This window comes from Rhabdaerophilum sp. SD176 (assembly GCF_030143245.1).
Lineage (GTDB): Bacteria > Pseudomonadota > Alphaproteobacteria > Rhizobiales > Beijerinckiaceae > Rhabdaerophilum.
On the sequence record NZ_JARJNS010000010.1, the window covers coordinates 34,347 to 60,051 of the forward strand.

A 25,705-nucleotide genomic window follows, 5' to 3' on the forward strand; every position below is an offset into this window, starting at 1 on the left:
CGCCGGATTTCCAGACATGTTTCCTCCCGATCGCCCCTTGCCCGGGCCGCCCCTGCCCCCGCAGCGCCCGCTGGTCGGGATCCTGTTCAAGGTTGCCTCCGCCCTCGCCTTTTCCTGTATGGGCGCCTCGGTGAAGATCGTGGGCTCGCTCACTGGGCCGGCCAGCGGCTTCCCCGTCGGGCAGGTGGTGTTCTGCCGCTCCTTCTTCGCGCTCATCCCGGTCTTTGTCTGGATGGCGATGGTCGGCAAGCTGCCGACGGCCTTCGCCACGACGAACCGCTACGGCCATATCAAGCGCGGCCTTGTCGGCTCGCTCGGCATGTTCTGCGGCTTTGCCGGGCTGACGACGCTGCCCCTGCCCGATGCCACCGCAATCTCTTTCGCCGCGCCGCTTTTCAGCGTGGTGCTGGCCGCTTTGCTGCTGGGCGAGGTTGTCCGGCTCTATCGATGGACGGCCGTACTGATCGGATTCTGCGGCGTGATCGTGATGCTGTGGCCGCATCTCTCGGCCGATGCCCTGTCGATTTCCGGCAGCGATGCCAAGGCGCGCGGGGCCTTCTTCTCGCTCTGCGGCGCCATCTGTGCGGCCTTCGCGATGATCGAGGTCCGCCGGCTGACCGCAACCGAAAGCACCGCCGCCATCGTCACCTATTTCTCGCTGATGACCACGACCTTCGGCATGATGTCGGTGCTGGGCGGGGCCTTCGACCCGAAATGGGCCTGGGTCCTCCCCGATGCGAAACAGGCGCTGTTCCTCGTCCTGACCGGCGTGATGGGCGGCTTCGGCCAGATCTTCCTCACGGAAAGCTATCGCCGTGCGCCGGCCTCGGTCGTCGCTCCGTTCGACTATACCGGCATGATCTTCGCGCTGTTCTGGGGCTATTTCCTGTTCGGGGACCTGCCGGACACGCTGGTCCTGATCGGCGCAGCCATCGTTTCGGGCGCCGGCATCTACGTGATCCTGCGCGAGCGGCAGCTTGGCATCGACCGCGCCCGCCAGAGCGAGGCCTCGGCCCAGCGCGCCCTCTGAGGAACGGTTGCCAAACCTCGCATGAGGGATTAGCTAGCGAAGAACACGCTTGGGGTGCCCGGAAGACCGGGCTGAGAGGCTTCCCGCCAACCCATCGAACCTGAACCGGGTCATGCCGGCGGAGGAAAGCGATGCAGATGGTCCCCGCGCCCGCACCGGGCGTTCCCGCTCCCGATCCCGCCCTTTGGGCCGCGCGCTGCGGCGCCGTTCTCGCACGGCTGCGCCAGCGGCGCCCGCGCATCCATGCGCTGACGAACCCGGTCGCGCAGGCATTGACGGCGAATGGCCTGCTGGCGATCGGTGCCGTCCCGACGCTGACGACCCATCCGGACGAGATCGAGGATTTCATCGCCAGCAGTGCCGCCGTTCTGCTCAATCTCGGGATGCTCGACGGCGAGCGTTTCGCCGCCCTGCCCCGCGCCGCTGCCGCCTCGGCCCGGCTGGGCCGGCCCTTCGTGCTGGATCCCGCCTTTGCCGACCGCTCACCCCGCCGGCGGGCGCTGGCGCTGGCGCTGATGGCGGAAACGCCGACCATCCTGAAGCTGAACCCGGCAGAGGCAGAGGCTTTTGCGGCGGATCTCCCCTCCGGCTCCTGCCTCGTCGTGACGGGGCCGGTCGACCGGATCCGCCTTGGCGGGCAGCGCCTCGCGCTGGCCAACGGCCACCCCCTGCTCCAGGACGTCACCGCCACCGGATGCCTGCTGGGCGCGATCCTGGCTGCCTGCCTCGCTGTCGAGGCTGATCCGGTCCTTGCGGCTGCCACCGGGCTGTCGGTGCTCAACATCGCCGCTGAACAGGCCGCCGGCCTTGCCAGCGGCCCCGGCAGCTTCGCCGTCCATCTCATTGACAGCCTCGCCGCCCTCACCCCCGAGGACATGACCGGGAGAATACGCCTCGCGCCTGCCGGAGGAGACACACCATGACGGCCATCGCCCTCACCATTGCCGGCTCGGATTCAGGCGGCGGCGCCGGCATCCAGGCGGATCTGAAAACCTTCTCCGCCCTCGGCGTCTACGGCGCCAGCGTGATCACCGCGCTGACGGCGCAGAACACGCTCGGCGTGCAGGGCATCCTTGATATCCCGCCGGATTTTGTCCGTCAGCAGATTACCTCGGTGCTCGAGGATATCCCCGTCAACGCCGTGAAGATCGGCATGCTCTCGGTTCCGGCGACGATCGAGGCCGTGGCCGACAGCCTCGCCGGCACGTTTGCCGGCCCGGTCGTCATCGATCCTGTCATGGTCGCGGCCAGCGGCGATCCCCTGCTGACAGACGCTGCCATCGCCACCCTGATCGCCCGGCTGCTGCCCCGCGCCGACCTGCTGACACCGAACTTGCATGAAGCGGCGCGGCTGCTCGGGCAGCCCATGGCGGAGACTGTCGCTGCAATGGAGGAGCAGGGCCGCGCCCTGCTCGCCCTCGGCCCGCGCGCCGTGCTGATGAAGGGCGGCCACGGGACCGGTGCGGAGGCGGTCGACGTGCTCGTCACGCCCGGCGGCCTCCGGCATGTCTCGGCCCCGCGCATCCCCTCGCGCAACAGCCATGGAACCGGCTGCACCCTGTCCTCGGCCATCGCAGCGGAACTGGCCAAGGGGCATGTCCTTGAGGAGGCCGTCGCTACCGCCAAGGCCTATGTCCATGCCGCCATCGCTGCGGCGGATCGCCTCCATGTCGGGCAGGGCCATGGCCCGACCCATCATTTCCACGCATTCTGGTGAGGAGCCCGGCATGACCCGCACCCGTCGCTCGCTTCTCGCCGGCGTTGCCGCCAGCCCCGCCCTGCTCGCCGCCCCCGCCGTCCATGCGCAGGAACGCATCCGCTGGCGCATGGCCACATCCTGGCCGAAGAACCTGCCCGGGCCGGGCATCGCCGCCGCCTATCTCGCGCGGCGCGTCGCCGAACTCTCGGGCGGCACCTTCGAGATCCAGCTCTTCGGCGCGGGCGAGATCGTGCCCGCCTTGCAGGTGCTGGATGCCGTGGGAAACGGGACGGTCGAAATGGGCCATTCCGCCGCCTTCTTCTGGCAGGGCAAGAACCCCGCCGCCAATGCCTTCACCACCCTGCCCTTCGGTCCCGATCCGATCGAGCATCAGGCCTGGCTGGAACGCGGCGGCGGGCAGGCCTTGTGGGACGAGCTCTATCGCCTGTTCGCGGTCAAGCCGCTGCTTGCCGGCAATACCGGCCCCTCCATGGCCGGCTGGTTCAAGCGTGAACTCGGCTCGGCCGCCGATCTCCGCGGCCTGAAGATCCGCGCACAGGGCCTCGGCGCCGAACTCTGGCAGCGCCTGGGAGCCACCGCGCTGACTGTCGCCCCGGGCGACCTGCTGATCTCGCTCTCCTCGGGCGTGATCGACGCGGTCGAATTCCTCGCCCCGGTCAATGACCTGCCGCTTGGGCTCTACAAGCCGGCGCCCTTCTATTATGCCCCCGGCTTCAACAAGCCGAATGGCGCGGCCGAGGCGATCATCCATCTCCCGGCCTGGGAAAAGCTCTCGCCGGCCCATCGCGCCATGCTGGAGGCGGCATCAGCGGAAGCCCATGCCCGCGGCCTTGTCGAGGCCCAGAACGACAATGCCGGCGCGATGCTCGAGCTCGTGACGAACCGTCAGGTCCAGCTCCGCCGGCTGCCGGCCGATCTCCTTGCCGCCGCGCGCCAGCATGCCCGCGACCTCGTGCAGGATCTCGCTGCAAAATCGGAGCTTTCGGGCCGGATCATCGCCTCGATGGAGGCCTCCCGCGCACGCGCCCGGCCGTGGCGCCGGGTGACGTTGGCCGGCTCGCTGGCCATGCAGGGAGATTGAGCCCGGCATCTTGCGCGCGGCCCGAGGCTGGGGCAAAAGAAGTTCGGCGCAACGAACGATCGTTCGCCTGACAAAACAACCTCAGATCGGTCATGCAGGACAAGGACAAACCGCGCGAGATGGATGCCGGCGCCGTGGCGCTGTCCGGGCAGCTGGGCAAGACCATCCAGCGGCTGCGCAAGGCCTACAATCTCTCGCTCTCGGAACTGGCCGAGCAGAGTGGCGTGGCCAAGTCGATCATCAGCCAGATCGAGCGGAACGAGACCAACCCCACCCTCGCAACGATCTGGCGGCTCAGCCAGGCGCTGGATGTCTCGATTGAACGCTTCCTCGTCTCCTCGGAGGAGGAGCCCTTTATCGAAAAGGCCAGCAAGGGCGATACCCCGATCCTCGTCTCCGATGACGGCAAAATGCGCCTCGCCATTGTCGGCTGGCTGAAAACCGTGGAATGGCTGCAATGGTATGATGTGCAGGCCGAACCCGGCGCCGTGCTGGATTCCGATGCCCATCAGCGCGGCTCGGTGGAGAACCTGTCGGTGATCAGCGGCGCTTTCGAGGTCGAGGTCGGCGGTGTGACGGAAGTGGCGCGTGCCGGCGAAACCCTGCGCTATCGCTGCGACCGGCAGCACATTATCCGCTGCATTGGCGATCAACCCGGCCATGCCACGATGGTGGTGATCCTCAAGGCTGCGGTGATGGATTGACCGCAGGCGCCTGTGTCGGACCAGGCGTCGCCATGCGCTAGAAAATCCGCCCGCCTGCCAGCGTGATCCCGCCGAAGACAATCCCGATCGACATCGCCAGCACGACCAGCGCGCGCAAGGTCACCGAAGGCGCGGGCACCATCTCCGTAGCGTCGACATAGGGTTCCGCCGGCTTCCGGCCTGTCACCATCGCCTGGATCAGCGGTTCACCTGTCATCATGCCGTAGCCGGCATTGGCCAGCACATGGATGGCCGCGAAGCCGATGATCATGTTGAACCCCCGCACATGCAGGTCCGTGATCACCTTGGCGGTCTCGTCGGAGATCAGCCGCTTGAGCGGGCCGGCCGTGATCTCGTTATGCTCCAGCGAGAACAGGCCGAGCATGGCCTGCGTCGCCACTGCTGCCAGCAGGACGAGGATCATCGCCGTCCCGAGCGGGTTATGCCCGAGATAGCGCGCCTTCTCGCCACGCATCATGCCGAGCCCGTAGCGCAGCATCGCCCCCGGCCCCCGGACGAAGCTGGCCCAGCGGGCGGTCGAGGAACCGACCACCCCCCAGATCAACCGGAAGACCAGCAGCACCAGAATGGCATAGCCATTCCAGCGATGCCATTTCAGCGTCGGATCACCGATTTTGTTCGCCAGTTCGAAACTGAGCCACGCCGACACGATCAGGCTGACAAACAGCCAGTGAAAGGCGCGGGTGGGCCAGTCCCACACCCGCACCGTACCCGCATGGGTGCGGTCGAGTCCCGACATGGCTGGCGATCCTCAGCGGGCGCGGAATTCCTGATGGCATGCACCGCAATTGCCGAGCACCTTCGGCATCTCGGCCTTCATGCTGGCTTCGTCCTTGATCGCCGCGAGGGCGGCCGTGGCATCGGCTTCCAGCTTGGTGAAGATCCCGGTGAACTTGGCCTTGTTCTGCCAGATGGCCGGCAGGGCCTTGGTGTCGCCGGTCTTCGAATCATCCGGGAAGAGACCCGGCAACGTCTTCGCGTTGGCCTGGATCGTGCGCAGCCCGTTCTGCACAGTCGCGAGGTTGAACGCGTCTTCACCGCGCAGCATCTTGCCGATCGGGCCGGCAGCGCCACCCATGGCCTTGAACTGGTCCTTGCGCTGGCCGATCGCGGCTGACTGCGCATAGGCGGCACCAACGCCAACCGCAAGGAGGGTAGCGAGAACAACGACACGACGCATGGGAAATTCCTTCTTTTGGTGGAGGTCGAGGCACGGCGCCACGCCCGCATCCACCTCACCTTGGAGGCAGACCCGACTTTGTCTAGGTCTAATTTGTTGCATTCATGCAAAGGTGGCTGCGCTTCACAGGCTCGTGATCGGCGCAGCCGCGCATTTTTGCTTTTCCTAGCGCTGCAAGGCAGCCCAGATCGCCTGTGCATTGGCCGGCATGTCGATATGGCGGATGCCCCTGGCCCGCCGGAGCGCATCGACGATCGCATTCATGACCGCCGGTGCCGCGCCGATCGTCCCGGCCTCGCCGGCCCCCTTCACGCCGATCGCGTTTGTCGTGCAGGGCACGTTGCGCGTCTCGAACTGGAAGTTCGGGATATCGGTGGCCCGGGGCATGGCATAGTCGAGGAAGCTGGCGGTCAGGATCTGGCCCTTCTCGTCCTGGACGAAACGCTCGATCATCGCTTGGCCGATTCCCTGCGCTGCGCCGCCATGGATCTGACCGGCCAGCAGGATCGGGTTCAACGTCACGCCGAAATCATCGACAATGACGAAATTGACGATCTGCGTTTCCCCGGTCTCCGGATCGATCTCGACCTCGCAGACATGCGTGCCGTTCGGATAGGTGGCTTCCGGCGGCCGGAACTCGGCCTGCGTCGAGAGCTTGCCCCTCGCAGCCGGCAGGGCGGCAATCTCGGCATAGGTCAGCTGACGGTCGGTGCCGGCGATCCGGACAGCGCCATCGGCAATCTCGAGATCCCCTTTTCCGGCCTCGAGCGCTTCGGCAGCCAGCGTGGTGACGACATCCGCCAGAAGCTCCGCCGCCCGCGCCACCGCAGCCCCGCCGACCGGGATGGAGCGCGAGCCGCCCGTGCCCGAACCGGTGGGCGTGTCATTCGTGTCGCCCTGCTTCACGCGGATCCGCTCCAGCGGCAGGTCGAGATGCTGCGCCACAAGCTGGGCATAGGCGGTCTCATGCCCCTGACCGTTCGACTGCGTGCCGATTTTCACGGTCACGCCGCCATCCTTCTCCAGCGTCAGATAGGCCGGCTCGGGCGATCCGCCACCGCAAGCCTCGATATACACGCCGAAGCCGATGCCGCGCAGCCTGCCCGCCTTCTTCGAGGCCTTGAGCCGGGCCGGGAAGCCCTTCCAGTCCGCCTGGTCGAGCGCAGCCTCCAAATGACCGGCAAAATCCCCGGAATCATAGACCCGCCCGGTCGCGGTCTTGTACGGCATCTGTTTCGGCTTGATGAAATTCTGCTTGCGCAGCTTCACCCGGTCGAGGCCCAGTTCGTCGGCGATGTAATCGACAAGCCGCTCGATCGTGTAGGCGGCTTCCGGGCGGCCGGCGCCGCGATAGGCATCGAAGGGCACCGAATTCGAGTAGATCCCGCGGATGCGGGTATAGCCTGCGGGGATATCATAGACGCCGGTCAGCATGGTCGAGCCGATCCAGGGGATATAGGGCCCGAATTGCGAGAGATAAGCGCCCATATTGGCGTCCAGCATCACCCGCATGGCCAGGAACCGGCCCTTCTCGTCCAGCGCCATCTCGGCCCGGGTGAGATTGTCGCGCCCATGCGCGCAGGCGAAGAAATGCTCCGAACGGTCCGAGGTCCATCCGACCGGCGCGTCCAGCACCATCGCCGCATGCAGCGCGAGGGGATATTCGCGATACATGAAACTCTTGGTGCCGAACCCGCCGCCGACATCCGGCGTGACCACGCGCAGGGTGGCCGGGTCCATCCGGAAGATGAACTTGGCGAGGGTATTGCGGATGCCATGCACGCCCTGGCTGCCAAGCGTCACCAGCCAGGTCCCGCCTTTCGCCGGCTCCGCCACGATGGTGCGGGGCTCCATGTAATTGGCGATGATCCGGCTGTTGACGATGTCGAGCCCGATGACGCGCGGCGCCTTGGCGAAGATCGCATCGGTCTTCGCCTGATCGCCAAGCACATGGTCGAAGGCGACGTTGCCCGGTGCCTCGGCATGGACAAGCGGCGCCCCGGCCTGACGGGCTGCTCCGACATCCGAGACGACCGGCGCTTCCTTCCAGCGGATCTCGATGGCTTCGGCCGCGTCCTTGGCCTGTTCGAGCGTCTCGGCCACGATGAAGGCGACGGCCTCCCCGACATGCCGGACCCGGTCCTTCGGCAGGACCGGATAGGACGGCATCGGCGGCATGGAGCCGTCGGTATTCTTGATCGGCGCCTGGCAGGGCAGGTCACCGAGATGCGACACCTCGGCATGCGTCAGGATCAGCCGGACACCCGGCATGGCCCGCGCCGCCGCGAGATCCCCCATCGTGAAGGTGGCGCTGGCGAAGGGCGCCCGCAGCACGAAGCCGTGCAGCTGGCCCTTCGCCCGGTAATCGGTCGCATAATGGCCCTGCCCCGTGAGGAAGCGATGGTCTTCCACGCGCGTGAGCGCCTGGCCCATTCCGAATTTCATTGGACGCATGATTGTGCCTGAAGCGTTGCTGCGGGAGGATTCCCGCCGGTTGCATTCAGGATAATCCGCTGGCCCGGGCTTTCAACCCTGCTCGACCGGCTCTCCGGCGAAAAACCAGTCCTTGAAGCCGCCGCGGTAATGCGCGTCGATGGCCCGTCCCTGCTGATGGGCCAGCATGGCCGCCTGCATCGAGCGGATCCCGGCGGCGCAGGACAAGACCACCCGCTTGCCTTCGGCAGGGGGCAGATCATCGACCGAGAAGCGGGACAGCGGCAGCGACACCGAGCCGGGAATATGCCCGGCCACGAATTCATGCGGCTCGCGCACATCGACCAGCAGGATCGAACCGCTTTCGAGGCCCGCCTTGATCTCGTCGCGCGTCAGGTCTTCCACCATGAAGCTGCCCTCCCGGCCACATCTGTGCCTGCTGCATCTTGGTTATGCGACAGCCCGCCATGCCGATCAACCGGGTCGGGAGGGTGATCAGCTGAGAAGGCGGACAAGCCACAGCGAAAGCGACGGGAAGGCGACGCAGAGCATCAGCCGGACAATATCAACCGCCACGAAGGGCAGCACGCCACGATAGATCTGCGTGATCGGAATGGAGCGGGCAATCGCGGAAATGACGAAGACGTTGAGCCCCACCGGCGGCGCGACCAGCCCGATGCCGACCACGATCAGCACGAGAATGCCGAACCAGATCGCGACCTCGTCGCTCATCATGCCGAAATCGAGGGCCGTGACGATCGGGAAGAAGACCGGCAGGGTCAGCAGGATCATCGCCAGTTCATCCATCACCGCGCCGAGCACGATGTAGAAGGCCAGCAGGGCGATCAGCACGAGATAGGGCGGCAGGCCCCAGGAGGTGATGGTCTCGGCCGCATTGGTCGGGAGCTGCGTCAGCGCAAGGAAGCCGTTGAACACTTCGGCCCCGAGCAGGATCATGAAGATCATGCCGCAGGTCTCGGCAGACTGGCGCAGCGACAGCCCGAATTTCTCGAGCGTCATCGTCCGCCGGATGAGCCCGTCCACCAGCACGGCCACGGCACCGACCGCCGCCGCTTCGGTGGGCGTGAAAATGCCGCCGTAAATGCCACCGACCACCACGACCGCGATCATGATGGAGGACCAGACACCCCCCAGTGCCTTCAGCCGCTCCGGCCAGGGGAGCGGCGCATGGACCGGCATCGCCTCCGGGTTGCGGCGGGCGAGCCACAGGATCACCAGGACATAGAACAGGGCGGCCATCAGCCCGGGAATGAGCGCGGCCATGAACAGCTTGACGATGTTCTGCTCGGTCGAGATCGCATAGACAACGAGGATCACCGAGGGCGGGATCAGGATGCCCAGCGTGCCACCCACCGCGACCGTTCCGGCCGAGATGCCCGGCGCGTAGCCGTCGCGGATCATTTCCGGCAGGGCCGCCCGGCCAAACGTGGCTGTGGTCGCCACCGAGGAACCGCAGATCGCGCCGAAAGCCGTGCAGGAGCCGATTACCGCAATGCCCATGCCGCCGCGCCGGTGGCCGACAAGTGCTGCCATCGCCCGGAACAGGCCGGAGGACAGGCCGGTTTTCTCGGCGAAGGCGCCCATCAGCACAAAAAGCGGGATGACTGACAGCGTGTAGTTCGAGAACAGGTAATAGGGCGTTGTCTTCAGATAATTGAGGAAGACCGGCATCCCCACGAACGAGGCATAGCCCGCCCCGCCCACAACCAGCATGGCGAGGCCAACCGGCATGCGCAGCGCGATCAGGAGGAGCATCCCGGCAAAGCCGAGCAGGGCGATCGCGTTGCCGCTCATGCTGTCACCGTGTGCTGGAAGAAAAAAGCCCGGTCAGGCCGCGCCACAAGGCCAGCCCCGCCAGAAAGAAGCAGAGCGCTGTGCAAGTCCAGACCGCCGGTGCCAGGGGCAAGCCCAGAACCATCGAGCGCGTGCCGGATTGCACCATGCCGAGCGCCCCCTGGCCCAGTTGCCAGGCCATGAGGCCCAGAACCAGCCCGGCCACGATTTCCCAGAGGGAATCGACCCACGCCTTCCAGCGGGGCGACCATTTCTGCGAGGCCGCATCAACGATGACATGCCCTTTCCGCGCCTGGCAGAAGGGCAGGAAACAGAACACCGACACCGCCGTCAGCATCTGCGCGAGTTCGAAATCCCCCGGCACGCCCGCGCCACCCACCCAGCGCGAGCGCAGGGCGATGCTGGTCACGACCATCAGCGCCAGACCGACGGAAAGCAGCCCCCCCGCCATGGCGACAAGGGCCGCAATCCGCCCGATTCGCGAATCGGGCGCGCCGGCCGAAGCCGGCGCTTCCGTTTCGACACTCATGCGCGGGCAGCTTCGGCGATCATGGACTCGGCCGCTGCCAGCAGCTTGCCACCATCGAGGCCCTTGTCCTTCATGCCCTTCAGCCAGGCCTCGCGCACCGGCTCGACCGCCTTGCGCCAGCGGATATTCTCCTCGATGGAGAGCGTGGTAATCGAATTTCCACGCTTGCGGACCATGTCCGAAACCGCCACGGCCTGATCATCCCAGACCTTGCCGGCCATGCGCGCGGCGAACTCGCCGGAATTCTTGTCGAGCACGGCGCGGAGATCAGCCGGCATGGCCTGGTATTTGGGCTTGTTCATCGCCAGCACGAAGGTCGCGACATAGAAGGTCGGCGAGCCGAGAATCTCGAGATGGTTCTTGACCAGCTCATGCACCTTGATCGCCGGCACCACTTCCCACGGCACGACGCAGCCGTCGATGACGCGCTGGGCGAGGCTTTCCGGAACCTGCGGGATCGGCATGCCGACAGCCGTCGCGCCGAGCGCCTTGAGGGCCTCGCCGGCCAGACGGGTCGGGAAGCGGATTTTCAGCCCCGCCAGGTCCTCCATCTTCGCGACCGGCTTGTTGGTGTGGATCAACCCGTGATCATGCGACCAGAAGCAGATCGGATGGACGTCCTTGAACTCGTCCTTGAGATACTGGTCGGCGAATTTCTGCAGCGCGATCGAATTCGGCAGCGCATTCTTGGCCGGAACGAAGGGCAGCTCGAAGGTCTCGATCCCCGGGAAACGGCCCGGCGTGTTGCCCGGCAGCGTCCAGACGAGGTCAGCCACGCCGTCGCGCGCCTGGTCGAAGAGCTGCGGCGGCGCACCGCCGAGCTGCATCGAGGGGAAGATGTCGATCTTGATGCGGCCGTTCGAATCGGCGGCGACCTTGTCGGCCCAGGGCTTCAGGAACCGGGCATGCCCGTTCGAGACCGGGGGCAGGAAGTGATGCATCTTCAGCGTTACTTCGGCGGCATTGGCCCGCGTGACACGAAGAACGGCCGGGGCGGCAACGCCCAGGGCCGCAAGGCGCATGGCCTGACGACGATCAATCATGTCGAATCTCCCTCCCGGAATTGGTTGCATGCGAGACTGACACGCTCGCTTGCCCCGGAATGAAGCCGGAACACGCGCATTAGGCAAGCCCTTTCGACCGCCGATCGGGCATTTGTTCGCATGGCCGGAATCGGCGCCGGCCTCAGACGGGGAGCGATTCACCCTCCCGGGCGAGGCCCGATCCGGGGCGTCGGCGCGCAAGCTCCTGCTCCCGCTGGGACATCAGTTCATCATCATGGACAGGGTTATGGTGAAAGCCGACCAGCCGGGAAACGCCGGCCGCATCGGCAAGCTGCAGGGCCCCCTCGATCGTGGCATGGCCCCAGCCGCGCCGGACCTCCCGCTCTGATTCGGTGAACATCGTGTCATGCACCAGCAGATTGGCACCGCGCGCAAAGGCGACCCACGCGGAATCCGGCTCCTCCGGCTGTTCGAGATCCGTTGCATAGACGAAGGAACGCGCGCCGTCCGCCACCCGGAAGGCGGTGGACCCGCCGGGATGTTCCAAAGGATGCGTGCGGATGTTGAGGGCGCCAGCGTCGAAAGCTGCGCCGGCTGCATGCTGCCGGCAGGCTGCCCGCCCGAGCACCCCGGCAATGCCGGCCGGAAAATACGGCGGGGAGAGGATCGCCGCCACCAGCGCTTCCAGCGCGAGGCCGCCCTCGGGGGCAGCATGGATGCGCAGATCGGTCTCCGCCGGCAGGCTCATGAGCAGGTAGGGCAAGCCCATCACATGGTCATGATGGAAATGGCTGAGCAGGATATCGACCACGCGCGGCGGGTTCACCTCCAGCGCGCGGGCCAGCGAGGTGGCGCCGGTTCCGGCATCGAGCACCAGCAGGTGATCGCCGGAACGCAGCGAGAGGCAGGCCGTATGATGGCCGAACCGGCTGAAAGCCATACCGGAGGCGGGGTGCGATCCTCGTGCCCCCCAGACGTCAAGATGCATGTCATGCCCCTGGTTGTTCAGGAGCAGCCATCCTGACGGCAGGCGCCCGGGCCGGCAGTGCGTCAGCGCACAATGGCGGCCGCGATCCGGCCGGGCGCGCTCAATAGGCGTTCTTGGTATTGAGCAGCGAAAGCGGGGTCATCGCCAGGATGTAGAGATCGAGCGGGAGCGACCAGTTCTCGATGTAATAGAGGTCATGCTCGACACGACGCTCGATCTTCTCGAGTGTGTCGGTCTCGCCGCGCCAGCCATTGATCTGCGCCCAACCGGTAATGCCGGGCTTCATGCGATGCCGGGCATAATAGCCGTCGACCACATCCTGGTAGAGCTGGTTGGCGGCCTTGGACTGCGTGGCATGCGGCCGGGGCCCGACCAGCGAGAGTTCGCCCCGCAGCACGTTGATCAGCTGCGGCAATTCGTCGATCGAGGTCTTGCGGATGAACCGCCCCACGCGCGTCACGCGCGGATCATCCTTCGTGACTTGCTTCGCACCGTGGGCATCGGTCCGGTCGGTATACATCGAGCGGAATTTCAGCACGCCGATCATATTGTTGTTGAAGCCGTAGCGCTGCTGGCGGAACAGGATCGGCCCTTTGGATTCGAGCTTCACCGCCAGTGCGACAGCCAGCATCAACGGCGAGAGCACGACCAGCGCGAGCGCCGCCACCACGCGGTCGAACACCGCCTTGAGCGCCGAGTTCCAGTCCGAGAGCGGGCGGTCGAACACGGCAAGGAACGGCACGTCACCAATATACGAATAGGCGCGCTTGGAGAGCTTCAGCCGCGAGGCATGGGCCGCGATCCGCACGTCGATCGGCAATTGCCACAGCTTCCTGACGAGATGGAGGATGCGCTCCTCCGCCGTCGCCGGCAGCGCGATGATGAGCAGATCGACCGATTGCTCGCGGCAATAGGATTCCAGTTCGTCGAAGGTCCCGATCTTGCGGTAGACGTCGACCGCATCAGGCGAGCGTTCGCCGCCACGGTCATCGAAGACGCCGAGAATACGGATGGCCCGGTTGCCAGAGCGCGATAGCCGGCGGATGAGGTCCTCGGCCGGCTTGCCACCACCGACAATCACCGCGCGCCGCGCCAGATCGCCGCGCATTTCCGCATCGGAGATCGCCACCGAGGCCAGCAACCGGAAGAAGACAAGCAGGATCAGGCTGAAGAGCAGCCAGCCCAGCAGCCAAAGGCGCAGCGCCATGATGTCGAAGCCGATCAGGAAGAGCAGCCCCGTCATGACGACGAAGGCCCCGCCCAGGGCATAGATCACGGATTTGATCTGCCTCGGCAGCATCGCCAGCGCGGCGAGCGTGTAGCCCCAGAGCCGCTGGAGGAAATAGACGGTCAACCCTGTCACCGACGCGACGAGAAGGAAAGCCGTTCCGTCGCCGCCGAAACTGGCTGGCAGAAAGGCCATGGCGCTCCAGAGCCCGCAGCCCACAAGGGTCATGATGTCGAAGACCAGCACGAGGCCGATGATCTTCTGCTTGGATGCCCGCCGGATCCAGCCGGCCATGCGGTCCGACAGCGTGGCACCCGGCCTTTCGTGCTCCGTCAAATCCAGCGACATACCCAAACTCCACCTTCTGGGGCGGACGCTATTCGACAACCTTGGCGATTCCGTTAATCGGATAGTTTGAATAGACTGGTATTCGCAATATTTACGATTTGTTTGCCATAATTCTGCCGCCAGTTCGACAAATTTAACTTTTTCTCAATCATGAATTTCCAGTTGCCACAATTTGCCACAATTCAGCCAAGACCTGACTACAAATGGCAAACCTATTGTTACCTGAAAGCTACAGACTCGGCGATGCATTCATCTTACTTGCTGCAGCCAGACTGATTTGTCTTATGGAAGGAGTCCCCATGAAAAAGTTCCTGCTTGCGACGACGCTGCTGGCTGGCGCGATGACCTCGGCCCAGGCGGCTGACCTCGCCACCCGCAAGTCGCCCCCGCCGGCGGCCCTGCCGGTCATGGCGCAATATAACTGGACCGGCTTCTATGCCGGGATCCAGGGCGGCGGCGGCTTCGGTGGCAACAGCCGTCACACCAACGGCGCGGTGCGTTCGGGCCAGATCGAGCTGAGCGGCGGCCTCGTCGGCGTGACGCTCGGCTACAACCACCAGTTCGGTAATTTCGTTGCCGGTATCGAAGGTGACTATGCCTGGTCCAGCCTGAACGGCTCGAGCGGCACGAACTGCGCGGCACCGGGCTGCAAGACCGACATCCGCTCGTTCGGCACGCTGCGTGGCCGTCTCGGCTACTCGTTCGACCGCATCATGCCGTATGTCACCGGCGGTCTCGCCATCGCCGACATCAAGCACTCGGCCGGCGCCTTCTCCGGTTCGGATTTCCGGGCCGGCTGGGCCATCGGTGGTGGTGTCGAAGCGGCACTGACCCGCAACATCTCGGTCAAGGGTGAATACCTCTATTATGATTTCGCCCGCCAGACCTACAATTCGGCCGGCAACCTTGGCGCCAATGCCAACGGCCACATCCTCCGCGCCGGCGTGAACTACAAGTTCTGACCAGGCTTGACCGCGCGAACACAGACCCCGGCTCCGGCCGGGGTTTTTTGTTGCATCCACCCCGAAGGAATTGCCAGAAACAGGTTGAGCCACGATGGATCGAGCCGGCGCCGACAGCCAGATTGGCGCGTTTATTGCTGACCATCCCGGCAGGAGGCCCGCCATGTTTCCGCGTCGCTACGTGCATCTCGTCTATGGTGTCCTGCAATCCGGGCTGACCTCGGGGGTCGCCTCCGGCATTGCCAGCCTGCCCTTCTGGAAGGGGGGTGGCTTCTGGGGCGCCTGGCTCACGGCCTGGGGGATCGCCTGGCTTACCATGCTCCCACTGGTCGTGTTTGCCGCACCGCTGATCCAGAAACTGGCCCATGCGCTGACGCGCGACGCGCCGGCCAAGGAACGGGAGCGCCCATGACCGATTTGAATGGCAGTTGCCGGTGTGGTGCGGTTCGCCTGCAGACCCGTGGATTTCCTTCCCGGGTCGGACTCTGTCATTGCATCGATTGCCGCAAGCATCATGGCTCGCTGTTCCATGCATCGGCAATCTTTCCTGAAGCCGCCGTGACAATCGAGGGGATGACCGGGTCCTATGCCGGCCGGCACTTCTGCACGACCTGCTTTTCGCCGGTCTTTGCCGTGACCGGTGACGAGATCGAAATTCCGCTGGGGACGCTGGACAAGCCGGACGTGTTCGTCCCGACCTATGAACTCTGGACGATCAGGCGGGAATCCTGGCTTCCGCCCTTCGAAGGGATGCGGACCTATTGCCGGGACCGAGAGAACCCGGACCCGCACGAAGGCCCAATCATTTCCGGCCCCGGTCTGCCTCGCCATTCGGAGAGATGATGACGGCGGCACCGGATTGGCGGGGCGCCACCAAAGAAAACGGGCATGGAAGCGGAAAATTTGGTGGGTGATGAAGGGCCCGAACCTGAGCCCCGCTGATTGAGAGTCAGATCTTTTGGACGGAATTTCTATCGAATCTCACCAAACTGGCTCGATTTTAGCTCTTGTACCATCACGAGGTAACGCGCGACGTCGCCCCCGGAAGCGCCTGAAGCCCCTGGCGGGCAATGGGAGCCAGGACTGCGTCGCCGGCCGGTGGGTCGACGGACGGCGCTTCCTCGATCCTGCTCACGGCGTTGCTCATCCCTGCAATCGATCTGGTGCTGCGGGGCCCGAAGGCGGCCTGACACATTGCAACCGTGGATCGGCGCGCGCCGTGGACGCCGATGCGCCCTGTTCAAAGGTAGTCGCGTTGAAGATCGACGGTTGAACGCTGCCCGATATCGTCGAAATGCTGGTCAAGCCATTGGCCCGCGAGTTGACGGCCCATATCGCGCAGCTGGGTCAGGAAGCTCCAGCTCGTATCGAATTTGCTCGCCACCGAGAATTCACGCATGATCTCATCCGAGCGGATGGCGTGCAGGAACAACCGCTTGAGTTTGTGCTGGTGCTCCGGACGGATCCAGTCTTCATCGATCAGCTTGGTCGCGAAGGCGATGGCCCGCAACTCGCGCATCAACGACGAGTTGAAGCTTACCTCGTTGATGCGGTTGAAGATTTCGGATGCCTGTTTCGGCACACCATCCCGGACGATCGGATTGATATGCACAATCAGAATATCCGGGCTCTGTGCATCGTAGATGATCGGGTAGATTGCCGGATTGCCGATATATCCACCATCCCAGAAATGTTCGCCCTCCACCTCGACAGCCTGAAACAGCATGGGCAGGCAGGCGGAAGCCAGAACAGCCTGCGGCGTCAGCATCTCGTTCGTGAAGATTTTCGGCCTGCCGTTACGGACATTGGTTGCGCAAAGCCGCAGGATTGTGGGTGACCCCTGGCGCAGCTCTCCGAAATCCACGGTTTTCGTCAGCACATCCTTCAGCGGATTGAGACCGAACGGATTGAACTGATAAGGCGAGAACAGGTGCGTCACGGATTCAAAGAGCTGGTATCCGAGATTCTCCCGATAGCCCAACGCGCGCAGCCACAGATCGAGCGGAGTCGTCTGGATCGGGCTCGCGTATTTGCCGGTTTCGCTGATCCTCTGCCAGAACAGTTCAAGCTGCTCGCGGGCGCCCGAATTGCCCCCCTTCATCTGCCCGTAGGCATAGACGACAGCATTCATTGCGCCGGCGCTGGTCGCGGACAGGCCTTCGATGACGAGGCGCCCGTCCTCGGCAATGCGGTCGAGAACGCCCCAGCCGAAAGCGCCGTGCGCACCGCCTCCCTGAAGGGCCACATTGATCGTCTTCTGCTGGCCATTCGGCTTGAGCTTGCGGATTTCGGCCATGGCTATGAACCTTTCTTTCTTCAGGGCGCGTTGGTTTCAGGAGGTCTCGCCATCGCAACCTCAGCCCCGGTGATGAGGCGTGCGCCGCGCTCCCAGGTCAGGTAGGACCAGAGCCATTGGCTGGCCACGGAGAAGCGGCTGCGAAATCCGACAAGAAACCAGACATGGGCCACGGACCAGAGCAGCCAGCCGGGAAAGCCGGTCAGCCGGATACGGCCGAAATCCGCAACCGCGAAATTTCGTCCCACCGTCGCGAGCTGCCCGAAATCCCGGTATTCAAACGGCCTCGGGGTCCGACCTCCGAACCGTGAGGCAACCAAAGCACCAACGAATTCTCCGGCCTGCTTCGCTGCCGGAGCGATCCCGGGCAGCATCGTGCCATCCGCCTGCCGGTAGGCTGCGGTATCCCCGATCACGAAAATCCCGGGATGATGCGGAACCGAAAAGTCGTTCCCGACCAGGACACGGCCCGCCCGGTCAACCTCCGCGCCGAGCCAGCGGCCGGCTGCCGAGGCCCGAACCCCGGCGGCCCAGATCACATTGTTCGTGGCAATCACCTCACCCCCGACGACAACCTGGTCAGGCGTGATCTCCGTGACAGCTGTACCGGTCCGGACCTCGACCCCCATGCGTGTCAGGGCACGGGCAGCGGCCGCACTCATCGATTCCCGGAACTGCGGCAACAGGCGCGGTCCGGCCTCGACAAGCAGGACCTGAATGTCCTTCGGTGTGATTGTCCGAAAATCTCGGTCGGCAACATGACGCGCCAGTTCGGCAACCGCACCGGCCAGTTCGACACCGGTCGGACCGCCTCCGACAATCACGAAGGTCAGCAGGGCCTTGCGACGTTTCGGGTCGGATACGATTTCCGCTCGTTCCAGCGCGAAGAGGAGCTTCGCCCGCAGGCGGGTTGCATCGTCGATTGTCTTGATCCCGGGCGCGAGTGCTTCCCACTCGTCCCGGCCGAAATAGGCATGGCGTGCACCAGTCGCGATGATGAGCGTGTCGTAGCCGACCGGCCCCTCCTCCGTTTCGACGAGGCGGGCTCCCGTGTCGATGCCGGTTACTTTTGCCAGAGCCACGCGGACATTGCCCTGGTCGCGCAGGATCGAGCGGATCGGTGCTCCGATATCCGCCGGCGACAGCCCGGCCGTCGCGACCTGGTACAGCAAAGGCTGGAAAAGATGAAAGTTGCGCCGGTCGATCAATGTGACCTGCACGGGGGCGCGGGCCAGCGCGCGCGCTGCCGCAATCCCGCCGAACCCGCCGCCAATGATCACGACGCGTTGTCCGGCCATGCCTGCGGAAGAAAGGGTCCCGGACATCAATGTGCCGTCCATCCGCCGTCCACGGCATAGGCCGCGCCGGTGATCGAGCCGCCGAAAGGCCCGGCGAGGAAGGCGGTCAATTCGCCAATTTCGTCCACCGTCGCGAAGGTCTTGTTCGGCTGGGCCGCGAGCAGCACGTTCCGCACCACGTCCTCGCGCGAGATACCGTGTGCCGCTGCCTGCTCGTCGATCTGACGCTCGACAAGCGGGGTGAGGACATAGCCTGGGCAGATCGCGTTGGCAGTAATGCCGAGCTCCGCCCCTTCCAGCGCAACAACCTTGGTCAGCCCGATCAGCCCGTGCTTGGCAGCGACATAGGCCGACTTGAACGGTGACGCGACGAGGCCATGCGCCGAGGCGATGTTGATGATCCGCCCGAAGCGCCGCGACTTCATCCCGGCAAAGGCGAGCCGGATGGCATGGAAGGCAGCGGACAGGTTGAGGGCGAGGATGGCGTCCCACTTCTCCGGCGGAAAGGACTCGATCGGCGCAACAAGCTGGATCCCGGCATTGTTCACGAGGATATCGATCGAACCGAGCGCCGCTTCGGCATCGTGGATCAGGGTACCCACGCCGTCGGCCTGCATCAGGTTGGCCCCGACAAAGGCCACCCGGACTCCATGGCGCTCGGCGAGCCCGGCGCGGGTGGCCTCGATCTCTTCGGGATTTCCGAGCCCGTTGATCACGATATCGGCCCCCGCACGGGCCAGCGCCTCTGCGATGCCGAGCCCGATCCCGCTGGTGGACCCCGTGACAAGAGCCTTGCGCCCGGAGAGCGGGCTTGTTCTCGACGGCATGTCAGTTCCGGACATTCTGTGCCTCGATCCTCTGGTGAACCCTGCCTGAAAATGCGCCGGGGCCTTGTCGAAGGGAAATACGAAAGCCGGATGGAAACCATAGCGCCGCGCTATGGCCGGCGAGGTTGCGAAGTGCGCTGGCAGTCATTACGAGGAGGGTTGAATGCCTGAGGGCGGGAAGCCAGTTTGCGTCCAGCCGGGGATGCCCATGCCGAATGATCCGCTGACATGCGCCTTGGCCCGTGTCTCCGAGACAATCAATCGCGAGTTTCCGGATGTCGCGGGGGCCTATTCACGGTTCGTCGCGAGACTGAAGCGAGTGGGTGCCGGTCATGCGGCTCCGGCTCCCGGCGCGCTGGCGCCGGACTTTGCCCTGCCGGGGCGCGACGGTGCACTTGTCACGCTGGACAGCCTTGTTGCGGCAGGTCCGCTGGTCCTGAGTTTCTTTCGCGGTGGCTGGTGCGATTACTGCGCGACCGAGCTGGACATACTCGCTCAGCACGTGCCCGCGATCCATGCTGCTGGTGGCACGATTGCCGCCGTGTCTGGCGAGCTGGGTGGCGAAAGCCTGCCGTTCCGGGGAGAAACCCTGCCCTTCCCGATCCTCTCCGATGCGGATCTGGGCGTTGCCATGGCGTATGGATTGCTGGTCAGCCTCGATGCCGAGGTGCAGCAGCTCCATCAGGGATGGGGGATCGATTTCCGTGCCATCTATGGCAATGACAGCCAGTTCCTCGCGATCCCTGCCACATTCGTTCTCGGCCGTGATCGCCGCGTGATCGCCGCCCGGGCCGACCCCGATTTTCGGCAGCGGATGCCGATCGGGGAGATACTGGCAGCGATCGCAGAAGGCACCGCGCCCGTTCCTCCGCACGCGGCCGGGCGCTAGGCCGGAGGTCCCGCCTGGGCGGCCGCCGGGCGCTTCATCGCAGCGATCGCCGCTGCAGGATCATCCGGTTCCTCGCGCTCGGCCGAATTCTCGATGATGACGGAATTCTTGGCGAACTCGATCCCCTTCTCCTGGAAGACCCGGATGATGCGCTTGATCGCTTCGCGTTGGACATAGGTCGGCTTGCCCGGCCTGACCGTGAACTTGAACCGGATAAGCAAGGCGTTGTCGAGAATGTCCGCTACACCCTGCATCTTGAGCGGAAGGATGAATTCCTTGCCGTATTCCGGGTCTTCGAGCAACTCGAGCCCGATCGCCTTGACGGTCTTGCGAACCTTGTCGATCTCGATGTCGCGCGAGAGCCGAAGGTTGAATTTCATGGTGATCCAGTCACGGCTGTAATTGGTGATCGACCCGAGCTGCCCAAACGGGACCGTGTGGACGAAACCGTTATGATGCCTCAGCTGCACCGACCGGACCGAAATCCGCTCGACGGCGCCCTTCAATCGTCCTGCTTCGATGTATTCACCGAGGCGGAAGGCATCGTCGATCATGAAAAAGATGCCTGCGACCACATCGCGGACCAGGGATTGCGAGCCGAAGCTGACGGCGAGGCCGAGGATGCCGGCGCCGGCGAGGATCGGCGTGATGTCGATGCCCAGCTGGGACAATGCGGAGAGGGCGGTGACCCCCAGCACGAAGACCCCGATCAGCCCCTGGAAGATCGGCACGATTGTTTCGAGCCTGGAAGCGGGGGCCAGGCCGTCATCATCGCCGCCGGGCTTGTGGATCTTGGCATTGGCCGCATAGCGCGTCCGCGTCCAGGCGCTGAGCCCTTCGAAGATCACGTAGCCGATGCCGAGCGTCAGGAGTGCCGCTGCGAGCCGGCCGCGCATCATCGACATACGACCCTCGCCGAAGATGTCCGGGACGACTTCAACCAGCCAACCCGAACAGACCAGCAAGGCCGCGGCACCGATTCCAAACCAGATCACGCGGCGCAGGGGTTGCCCGTAATTCTGCCAGAACGAATTGACTGGCCGATTCTCGCTTGCAGGCGCTTCGTCGTCCTCTGACGCAGAAATCCGGTCCGGACCAGGCGGGTCCAAGCGGCTGGAGCGAATGGCGTAGGCAATCACGCGGTCAAGCAGAAAGCCGCCAACGCTCACGGCAGCCAGGCGGATCATCAGGAAGTAAAAGGGAAAGTCGAGCGCGACAACGCCATAGCTCCAGGCCAGCCAGAACAGGATCGCCAGCGTTGTTGCGGCAGAACGGATCCGGATATCGGCCGTCATTGTCCGGGAATAGCGGATTGCAGCCAGATAGCCGAGGCTGGCAACAATCGATCCGATGATCAGGGCCATGGCCTGCCCGGCCGGCCAGCTCATCCCGGCTTCAAGCCAGACCGGAATCAATGTCGGAAACGAAATGCCGGCCAGCACGCCCGCAATGGCAAACGGGGCTGCAGCCCGGATCTGGCTGTCATCGGCCTCGACCAGACGCAATTGCGGTTCTCCCGGCCGGAACAGGGCAGAGGGAACGATGAGAACAATCCCCAGCAACAAGGCCAGATCGATGAGGGATCGGAGGAGCGACGCAACAAGCCCGGCTCCCGAGGCGATCAGTTCGGCGCCAGCGAGAGCGGTGACGGCAAGGGCCAGCGCGCCGGCAACGTCAACAAGAAACCGGCGGATCACTCTCGAAGCCGGGTTCAGGGATGAAGCGGGGTCAAACCAGCGGAGCGCGGCCGCGCGGACGAGCCGCGCCGTCAACGCCATGGCTGCCAGGACCCCGATCACGGAAAGGAGGCCGGTCCAAAGCGGGTGGCCCCGGTCTGCGGCGAAGGCGAAGCCAGCCTTGACAAGTTCGCTACCGATGGTCGGCATGGCCACCAGGATGGGCCAGAACAGCTCCTGGATACGGCTGTAGATGTCATGAAGGGCCGGAACCAGCCCCATGCCGCCGGATGGCCGACTTCCCTCGGCGGCCAGCGCAGGGCCTACCGCAAGCAGAAGGGCGACCCAAACCGATGGACCATACGGCCAGAATCGATGCCATTGCTTCGCATCCATGTCATTTGCCTTCCAGCATCGTGATCGGCTGCCAATCGGCAGGGACGCCATTGGCCTGCAGCCTGTTGCATATCGCCCGAAGCCGTTGCCCGGGCCCATCGGTGGGACAGGTGCGTTCCAGTTCGCTCAGGTGCTCCAAGGCTCTGTCGAAGTCGGCCCGACGATAGGCGTCAAGCGCCTGGCCATAAATGTCCATCCATGGGGCGTGAGCGTCGCATAGCTCGACCAATGTCACATCACCCTGCCGTCCATAGACCCGCACCGAGTCGACCTCGCGGAGTGCAAAGGTGCCCTCGATGCGATCAGCGGTCTCCTGTCCGATCAGGATTGTCGTTCCGTACATCTTGTTGATGCCCTCCAGGCGACTGGCCAGATTCACAACATCGCCCAGCGCCGTATAGTTCAGCCTTACCGATGATCCCACATTGCCGACAATGGCGTTGCCCGATTGCAGGCCAATCCGGACACTCAAAGGTGCGAACCGGGCATCGGCTTTCCTGAGGGCATCGAACTGTCGCATAATCCGCAGCGCGGCATCGCAGGCATCCCGCGCATGGTCCGGGTTCGAGGCTGGCGCTCCCCAGAAGGCCATGATCGCATCCCCGATGAACTTGTCGACGGTCCCGCCCGTTGCAGCAACTTCCTTCGAGGCAAGTTCGAGGAAGGCGCTCACGATCGGGACGGCGTCATCCCCGAGGACTTCCGTCAACCGGGTAAAACCCGCCAGATCGGCGAACAGCACCGTGATTTCCCGCTGCGTGCCACCGGGTTCAGCCCGCATGCCTTCACGGATCAGGTTGCGGACAAGTTCGGTCGGGATGAACTTGGCGAAATCCGCGAGCCCGTGGCTCATCCGCACAATGGCTGCCGAAAGGCGGTCGATCTCGCGCAAGGGCGATCGACGCCGGGGGACGGCCTCGAGGGCGAAGGTCTCGACCAGCGCCAGGTCTTCGACGACCCGCTCCATCGGGCGTGCGATGGCAAACCGCGTGGCCAGCGAGGCAACAACCCCGATCACGAGGACGAAGGCAAAAAGTCCCAGTGTCACGCGCGACAGCATCTGCGTGATCTCGCCAAGGAAATCGGCCTCCGGCACGATAACGGCCAGTTGCCAGTTCCGGAAGTGAAGGGGAGACAGCGAAACCGCATAGGCCCCGCTGCCGAGGACAAGCCGGCGATGTTCCGTTACATCCTTGGCTTCGGCGGCCCGTGCCGCGACGATCTGTCCGAGCGCCCGTTCCACCTCGCTGTGGCTTCCGTCCGGCGTGCCCCCGCTTTGCGAACGGACGAGCAGGTCGCCATCGGGTGCCAGGACGGCAAGCCGCCCGGTCCGGGAGACCGGAATGTCGGCAAGTAAGCCGGCGAACCGTTCGAAGGTCAGAAGGAAAGCCAGCACGCCCTGCGGCACGTTCCGCACATAGGCAACCGCATTCCCGGCCGGCGGGCCATCCGACGGGACAGAGAGCCAACCCGGTTCCGCCTTTGCCCGCGCGAGGCGGAGCCAGGGCGATTCTGTCGCCATGCGTGGCTCGGCCGAACCAACCGGTTCCGCCATGTCACTCCGCTGGCCGCCGGGCGCGATCCGGATATGGCCGATCGGGACATCCCTCTGATCCCGCTCCAGGATCGAGACAGCCCCGTCGGGATGATGGCTGAAGATCGCCGAAGTGCCATCCTTCCGGACCAGCAGCAACGACCCGGCCACCTTGTTCCCGCGCATCGCCGCAAGGATGAGGTTTTCCTGCACGGCTGGCGCAGGCTCGGCATCCAGCGCCACCCCAACCAGCCTTGCGGCGGCTTCGGTGGCCTCAACCCGATCCCACCAGGCCTTCCGCGCCGCTTCCGCGATCTGCTGTTCAAGCGCGCCGAGGAGATCCCGGCTGACGATCCCGGCGGTTCGGGACCATGTGACATGCACAAGGACCCCGCAAAGCATCACGCTGGCCGCAATGGCAAGGAAGATCGCCAGACCAAAGCCCAGCTGGAATCGCTTCATCCGGGCCCCTCCATCATGTGCGTTCGAGATAACATTTCACCGCCCGGTTGCCCGGACGGCGAAATGCCCGTTTTCGGCGACGACCGATTCAGGCCCGCTTCAATCCATCGTATCGCGATACTCAGGTGGAATGACATCCGCCGAAATGAGTACCGTTGGCACATTGCCCTTGTTTTCCCACCAGTGTCCCTGGAAATCTCCGAATTCCGGTGTGTGCTGGTTGGCCTTGTGATGGATGGGCACCGAACAGAAGCTGCTGTGTTCCCAGATTTCACCCGAAATGATGTAGACAATCGAAGGCCTGTCATCGTGGTAATGGGTCGGCACGAAGCCGCCGGGCTGGATGGTCAGCCGGCGCATCCGCAGCAGGAGATCGCCGACCTTGCGCCAGCCCTCCAGCTTGATCTCCGCAAGCGTTTCGCGCTTGAGATGTTTTTCGGGGATGTCGTCCAGCTTTCGCGGCTGCTTCAGCACCTTGTCTGCCGGGCAGCCATCAGCCCGAACGGCAGTCGCGGTCGCGCTGATCCCGATTGCAAGCGCAAGTCCAACGATCCGGGTAAGGGTCAAAACCATCGCAATGTCTCCAGCTTGACTGCCGGCCCAACCCAGCAGCGAGGCACAGGATCGAACCCCTTCGATCGAAATGGAAATGCCGGCTGTCTAACGGTTCGATAGCTGTTTGGCATGAGTGTTCGCACGGGGAGCATAGCCGAGCGCTATCAAAACCAGACCATCTTGGCATGCCCCCGGGCGCTCGCATTCTGGCATTGTGGTCACCACGGAAACCGCCGTGACGGACCTGCGAGGGAGACTGCCGATGGATCGTCGTCTTGTTGTGCTGGGCCTTGGTGCCCTTGCTCTGCCAGAGGCCCAGGCCTCGCCGGCAACAGCTTCCGAATCGGCGGTGAAAGCGCTCTATGCACGGTTCGTGGACGCACAGAACCGGCGCGATACCGCCGCCGTCCGGGTGCTGCTGCTCGATTCGCCGCGGTTCCTCTGGGTCAGCGACGGCAAGCCGTTCTGGGGACCAGAAACGATGATCGAACGCATGAGCGCCTTCCAGAAGGCCGAGATCTGGGAGGTCACCCCGGCTTTGGACCGCGCGCGCGTGATCGACGTTGCCCCCGACGCGGCCTTCTTGTTCCAGCCGCTGACCCTGAGACTGGGCCCGAAAGGCAATCCGAATTCGATCGACTTCCTCGTCAATGTCCTGACCGTGCGACAAAGCGGGGAATGGCGGATCGCGGCACTCTTCACGACCGAAGAAAACCCGAAATGAGGCTC

25 protein-coding genes and 1 riboswitch are annotated in these 25,705 nt (G+C 64.6%); of the genes, 10 read left to right on the forward strand and 15 right to left on the reverse strand.

The window, feature by feature from the left end; all coding sequences use genetic code 11:
• The first annotated feature begins 16 nt into the window (after positions 1 to 16).
• The 5 genes from P0652_RS17905 to P0652_RS17925 all read left to right on the forward strand — a co-directional run bounded on the left by P0652_RS17905 (position 17) and on the right by P0652_RS17925 (position 4,535).
• Entirely contained in the window at positions 17 to 1,030 is a 1,014-nt protein-coding gene (locus P0652_RS17905) for a DMT family transporter (RefSeq protein WP_284180258.1), read from the forward strand.
• Positions 1,031 to 1,070: 40 nt separating this feature from the next.
• A riboswitch (TPP riboswitch) is annotated at positions 1,071 to 1,174 on the forward strand.
• Positions 1,162 to 1,953 (forward strand): hydroxyethylthiazole kinase, encoded by a 792-nt coding sequence (locus P0652_RS17910; protein WP_284180259.1) that lies wholly within the window; start codon positions 1,162 to 1,164, stop codon positions 1,951 to 1,953. It overlaps the preceding riboswitch by 13 nt.
• Positions 1,950 to 2,747: a bifunctional hydroxymethylpyrimidine kinase/phosphomethylpyrimidine kinase gene (gene thiD, locus P0652_RS17915; protein ID WP_284180260.1), complete on the forward strand. Its 798-nt coding sequence runs from the start codon at positions 1,950 to 1,952 to the stop codon at positions 2,745 to 2,747. Before P0652_RS17910 ends, thiD begins: the two co-directional genes overlap by 4 nt.
• 10 nt (positions 2,748 to 2,757) lie before the next feature.
• A complete protein-coding gene (locus tag P0652_RS17920; protein ID WP_284180262.1) occupies positions 2,758 to 3,831 on the forward strand; it encodes a TRAP transporter substrate-binding protein in 1,074 nt (357 codons plus the stop codon).
• A 92-nt stretch (positions 3,832 to 3,923) separates the two neighbouring features.
• Positions 3,924 to 4,535: a helix-turn-helix domain-containing protein gene (locus P0652_RS17925; protein WP_284180263.1), complete on the forward strand. Its 612-nt coding sequence runs from the start codon at positions 3,924 to 3,926 to the stop codon at positions 4,533 to 4,535.
• 37 nt (positions 4,536 to 4,572) lie between these two features.
• Here the strand turns inward: P0652_RS17925 and P0652_RS17930 are convergent, their stop codons facing one another.
• The 9 genes from P0652_RS17930 to P0652_RS17970 all read right to left on the reverse strand — a co-directional run bounded on the left by P0652_RS17930 (position 4,573) and on the right by P0652_RS17970 (position 14,081).
• Entirely contained in the window at positions 4,573 to 5,295 is a 723-nt protein-coding gene (locus P0652_RS17930) for a cytochrome b/b6 domain-containing protein (protein WP_284180264.1), read from the reverse strand.
• A 12-nt stretch (positions 5,296 to 5,307) separates the two neighbouring features.
• Entirely contained in the window at positions 5,308 to 5,736 is a 429-nt protein-coding gene (locus P0652_RS17935; RefSeq protein WP_284180265.1) for a c-type cytochrome, read from the reverse strand.
• A 165-nt stretch (positions 5,737 to 5,901) separates the two neighbouring features.
• A complete protein-coding gene (locus P0652_RS17940) occupies positions 5,902 to 8,169 on the reverse strand; it encodes a xanthine dehydrogenase family protein molybdopterin-binding subunit (RefSeq protein ID WP_284180266.1) in 2,268 nt (755 codons plus the stop codon).
• A 93-nt stretch (positions 8,170 to 8,262) separates the two neighbouring features.
• On the reverse strand, positions 8,263 to 8,577 hold the full coding sequence (locus tag P0652_RS17945) for a rhodanese-like domain-containing protein (protein ID WP_284180267.1): 315 nt from the start codon (positions 8,575 to 8,577) through the stop codon (positions 8,263 to 8,265).
• A gap of 87 nt (positions 8,578 to 8,664) precedes the next feature.
• Positions 8,665 to 9,984 carry a TRAP transporter large permease gene (locus P0652_RS17950; protein ID WP_284180268.1) on the reverse strand — a complete coding sequence of 440 codons (1,320 nt, stop codon included), beginning with the start codon at positions 9,982 to 9,984 and terminating at the stop codon, positions 8,665 to 8,667.
• Positions 9,985 to 9,988: 4 nt separating this feature from the next.
• On the reverse strand, positions 9,989 to 10,513 hold the full coding sequence (locus tag P0652_RS17955) for a TRAP transporter small permease (protein ID WP_284180269.1): 525 nt from the start codon (positions 10,511 to 10,513) through the stop codon (positions 9,989 to 9,991).
• Positions 10,510 to 11,556 (reverse strand): TRAP transporter substrate-binding protein, encoded by a 1,047-nt coding sequence (locus tag P0652_RS17960; RefSeq protein ID WP_284180270.1) that lies wholly within the window; start codon positions 11,554 to 11,556, stop codon positions 10,510 to 10,512. Before P0652_RS17960 ends, P0652_RS17955 begins: the two co-directional genes overlap by 4 nt.
• A gap of 142 nt (positions 11,557 to 11,698) precedes the next feature.
• A complete protein-coding gene (locus tag P0652_RS17965; protein WP_284180271.1) occupies positions 11,699 to 12,505 on the reverse strand; it encodes an MBL fold metallo-hydrolase in 807 nt (268 codons plus the stop codon).
• Between the two features lie 100 nt (positions 12,506 to 12,605).
• Positions 12,606 to 14,081 carry an undecaprenyl-phosphate glucose phosphotransferase gene (locus P0652_RS17970; RefSeq protein WP_284180272.1) on the reverse strand — a complete coding sequence of 492 codons (1,476 nt, stop codon included), beginning with the start codon at positions 14,079 to 14,081 and terminating at the stop codon, positions 12,606 to 12,608.
• A gap of 299 nt (positions 14,082 to 14,380) precedes the next feature.
• Here P0652_RS17970 and P0652_RS17975 point away from each other — a divergent pair, with 299 nt between their 5' ends.
• From P0652_RS17975 to P0652_RS17985, 3 genes are all read left to right on the forward strand, one after another.
• A complete protein-coding gene (locus tag P0652_RS17975) occupies positions 14,381 to 15,043 on the forward strand; it encodes an outer membrane protein (RefSeq protein WP_284180273.1) in 663 nt (220 codons plus the stop codon).
• A gap of 163 nt (positions 15,044 to 15,206) precedes the next feature.
• On the forward strand, positions 15,207 to 15,455 hold the full coding sequence (locus P0652_RS17980; protein WP_284180274.1) for a DUF2798 domain-containing protein: 249 nt from the start codon (positions 15,207 to 15,209) through the stop codon (positions 15,453 to 15,455).
• The gene (locus tag P0652_RS17985; RefSeq protein WP_284180275.1) at positions 15,452 to 15,886 is read left to right on the forward strand and encodes a GFA family protein; all 435 of its coding nucleotides are present in this window, start codon (positions 15,452 to 15,454) and stop codon (positions 15,884 to 15,886) included. Before P0652_RS17980 ends, P0652_RS17985 begins: the two co-directional genes overlap by 4 nt.
• Positions 15,887 to 16,283: 397 nt before the next feature.
• Here the strand turns inward: P0652_RS17985 and P0652_RS17990 are convergent, their stop codons facing one another.
• Genes P0652_RS17990 through P0652_RS18000 form a run of 3 tightly spaced genes read right to left on the reverse strand, consistent with a single transcriptional unit; the run spans position 16,284 to position 19,464 of the window.
• On the reverse strand, positions 16,284 to 17,339 hold the full coding sequence (locus P0652_RS17990; protein WP_284180276.1) for a patatin-like phospholipase family protein: 1,056 nt from the start codon (positions 17,337 to 17,339) through the stop codon (positions 16,284 to 16,286).
• A gap of 20 nt (positions 17,340 to 17,359) precedes the next feature.
• The gene (locus P0652_RS17995; RefSeq protein ID WP_284180277.1) at positions 17,360 to 18,664 is read right to left on the reverse strand and encodes an NAD(P)/FAD-dependent oxidoreductase; all 1,305 of its coding nucleotides are present in this window, start codon (positions 18,662 to 18,664) and stop codon (positions 17,360 to 17,362) included.
• Complete coding sequence (locus P0652_RS18000) at positions 18,664 to 19,464, reverse strand: 3-hydroxybutyrate dehydrogenase (protein ID WP_284180279.1); 801 nt, start codon at positions 19,462 to 19,464, stop codon at positions 18,664 to 18,666. The genes P0652_RS17995 and P0652_RS18000 overlap by 1 nt, the downstream gene beginning before the upstream one ends.
• Positions 19,465 to 19,627: 163 nt before the next feature.
• Here P0652_RS18000 and P0652_RS18005 point away from each other — a divergent pair, with 163 nt between their 5' ends.
• Positions 19,628 to 20,353, forward strand: coding sequence for a peroxiredoxin-like family protein (locus P0652_RS18005; RefSeq protein WP_284180280.1), 726 nt, complete (start codon positions 19,628 to 19,630; stop codon positions 20,351 to 20,353).
• On the opposite strand, the gene P0652_RS18010 is transcribed toward P0652_RS18005, so the two are convergent.
• From P0652_RS18010 to P0652_RS18020, 3 genes are all read right to left on the reverse strand, one after another.
• Positions 20,350 to 22,425 carry a mechanosensitive ion channel family protein gene (locus tag P0652_RS18010; protein WP_284180281.1) on the reverse strand — a complete coding sequence of 692 codons (2,076 nt, stop codon included), beginning with the start codon at positions 22,423 to 22,425 and terminating at the stop codon, positions 20,350 to 20,352. The two genes, P0652_RS18005 and P0652_RS18010, sit on opposite strands and share 4 nt — an antisense overlap.
• A 1-nt stretch (position 22,426) precedes the next feature.
• A complete protein-coding gene (locus P0652_RS18015) occupies positions 22,427 to 24,421 on the reverse strand; it encodes an adenylate/guanylate cyclase domain-containing protein (protein WP_284180282.1) in 1,995 nt (664 codons plus the stop codon).
• 99 nt (positions 24,422 to 24,520) lie between these two features.
• The gene (locus P0652_RS18020) at positions 24,521 to 24,994 is read right to left on the reverse strand and encodes a cupin domain-containing protein (RefSeq protein ID WP_284180283.1); all 474 of its coding nucleotides are present in this window, start codon (positions 24,992 to 24,994) and stop codon (positions 24,521 to 24,523) included.
• 244 nt (positions 24,995 to 25,238) lie between these two features.
• Here P0652_RS18020 and P0652_RS18025 point away from each other — a divergent pair, with 244 nt between their 5' ends.
• Entirely contained in the window at positions 25,239 to 25,700 is a 462-nt protein-coding gene (locus P0652_RS18025; RefSeq protein ID WP_284180284.1) for a nuclear transport factor 2 family protein, read from the forward strand.
• Positions 25,701 to 25,705: the final 5 nt, after the last annotated feature.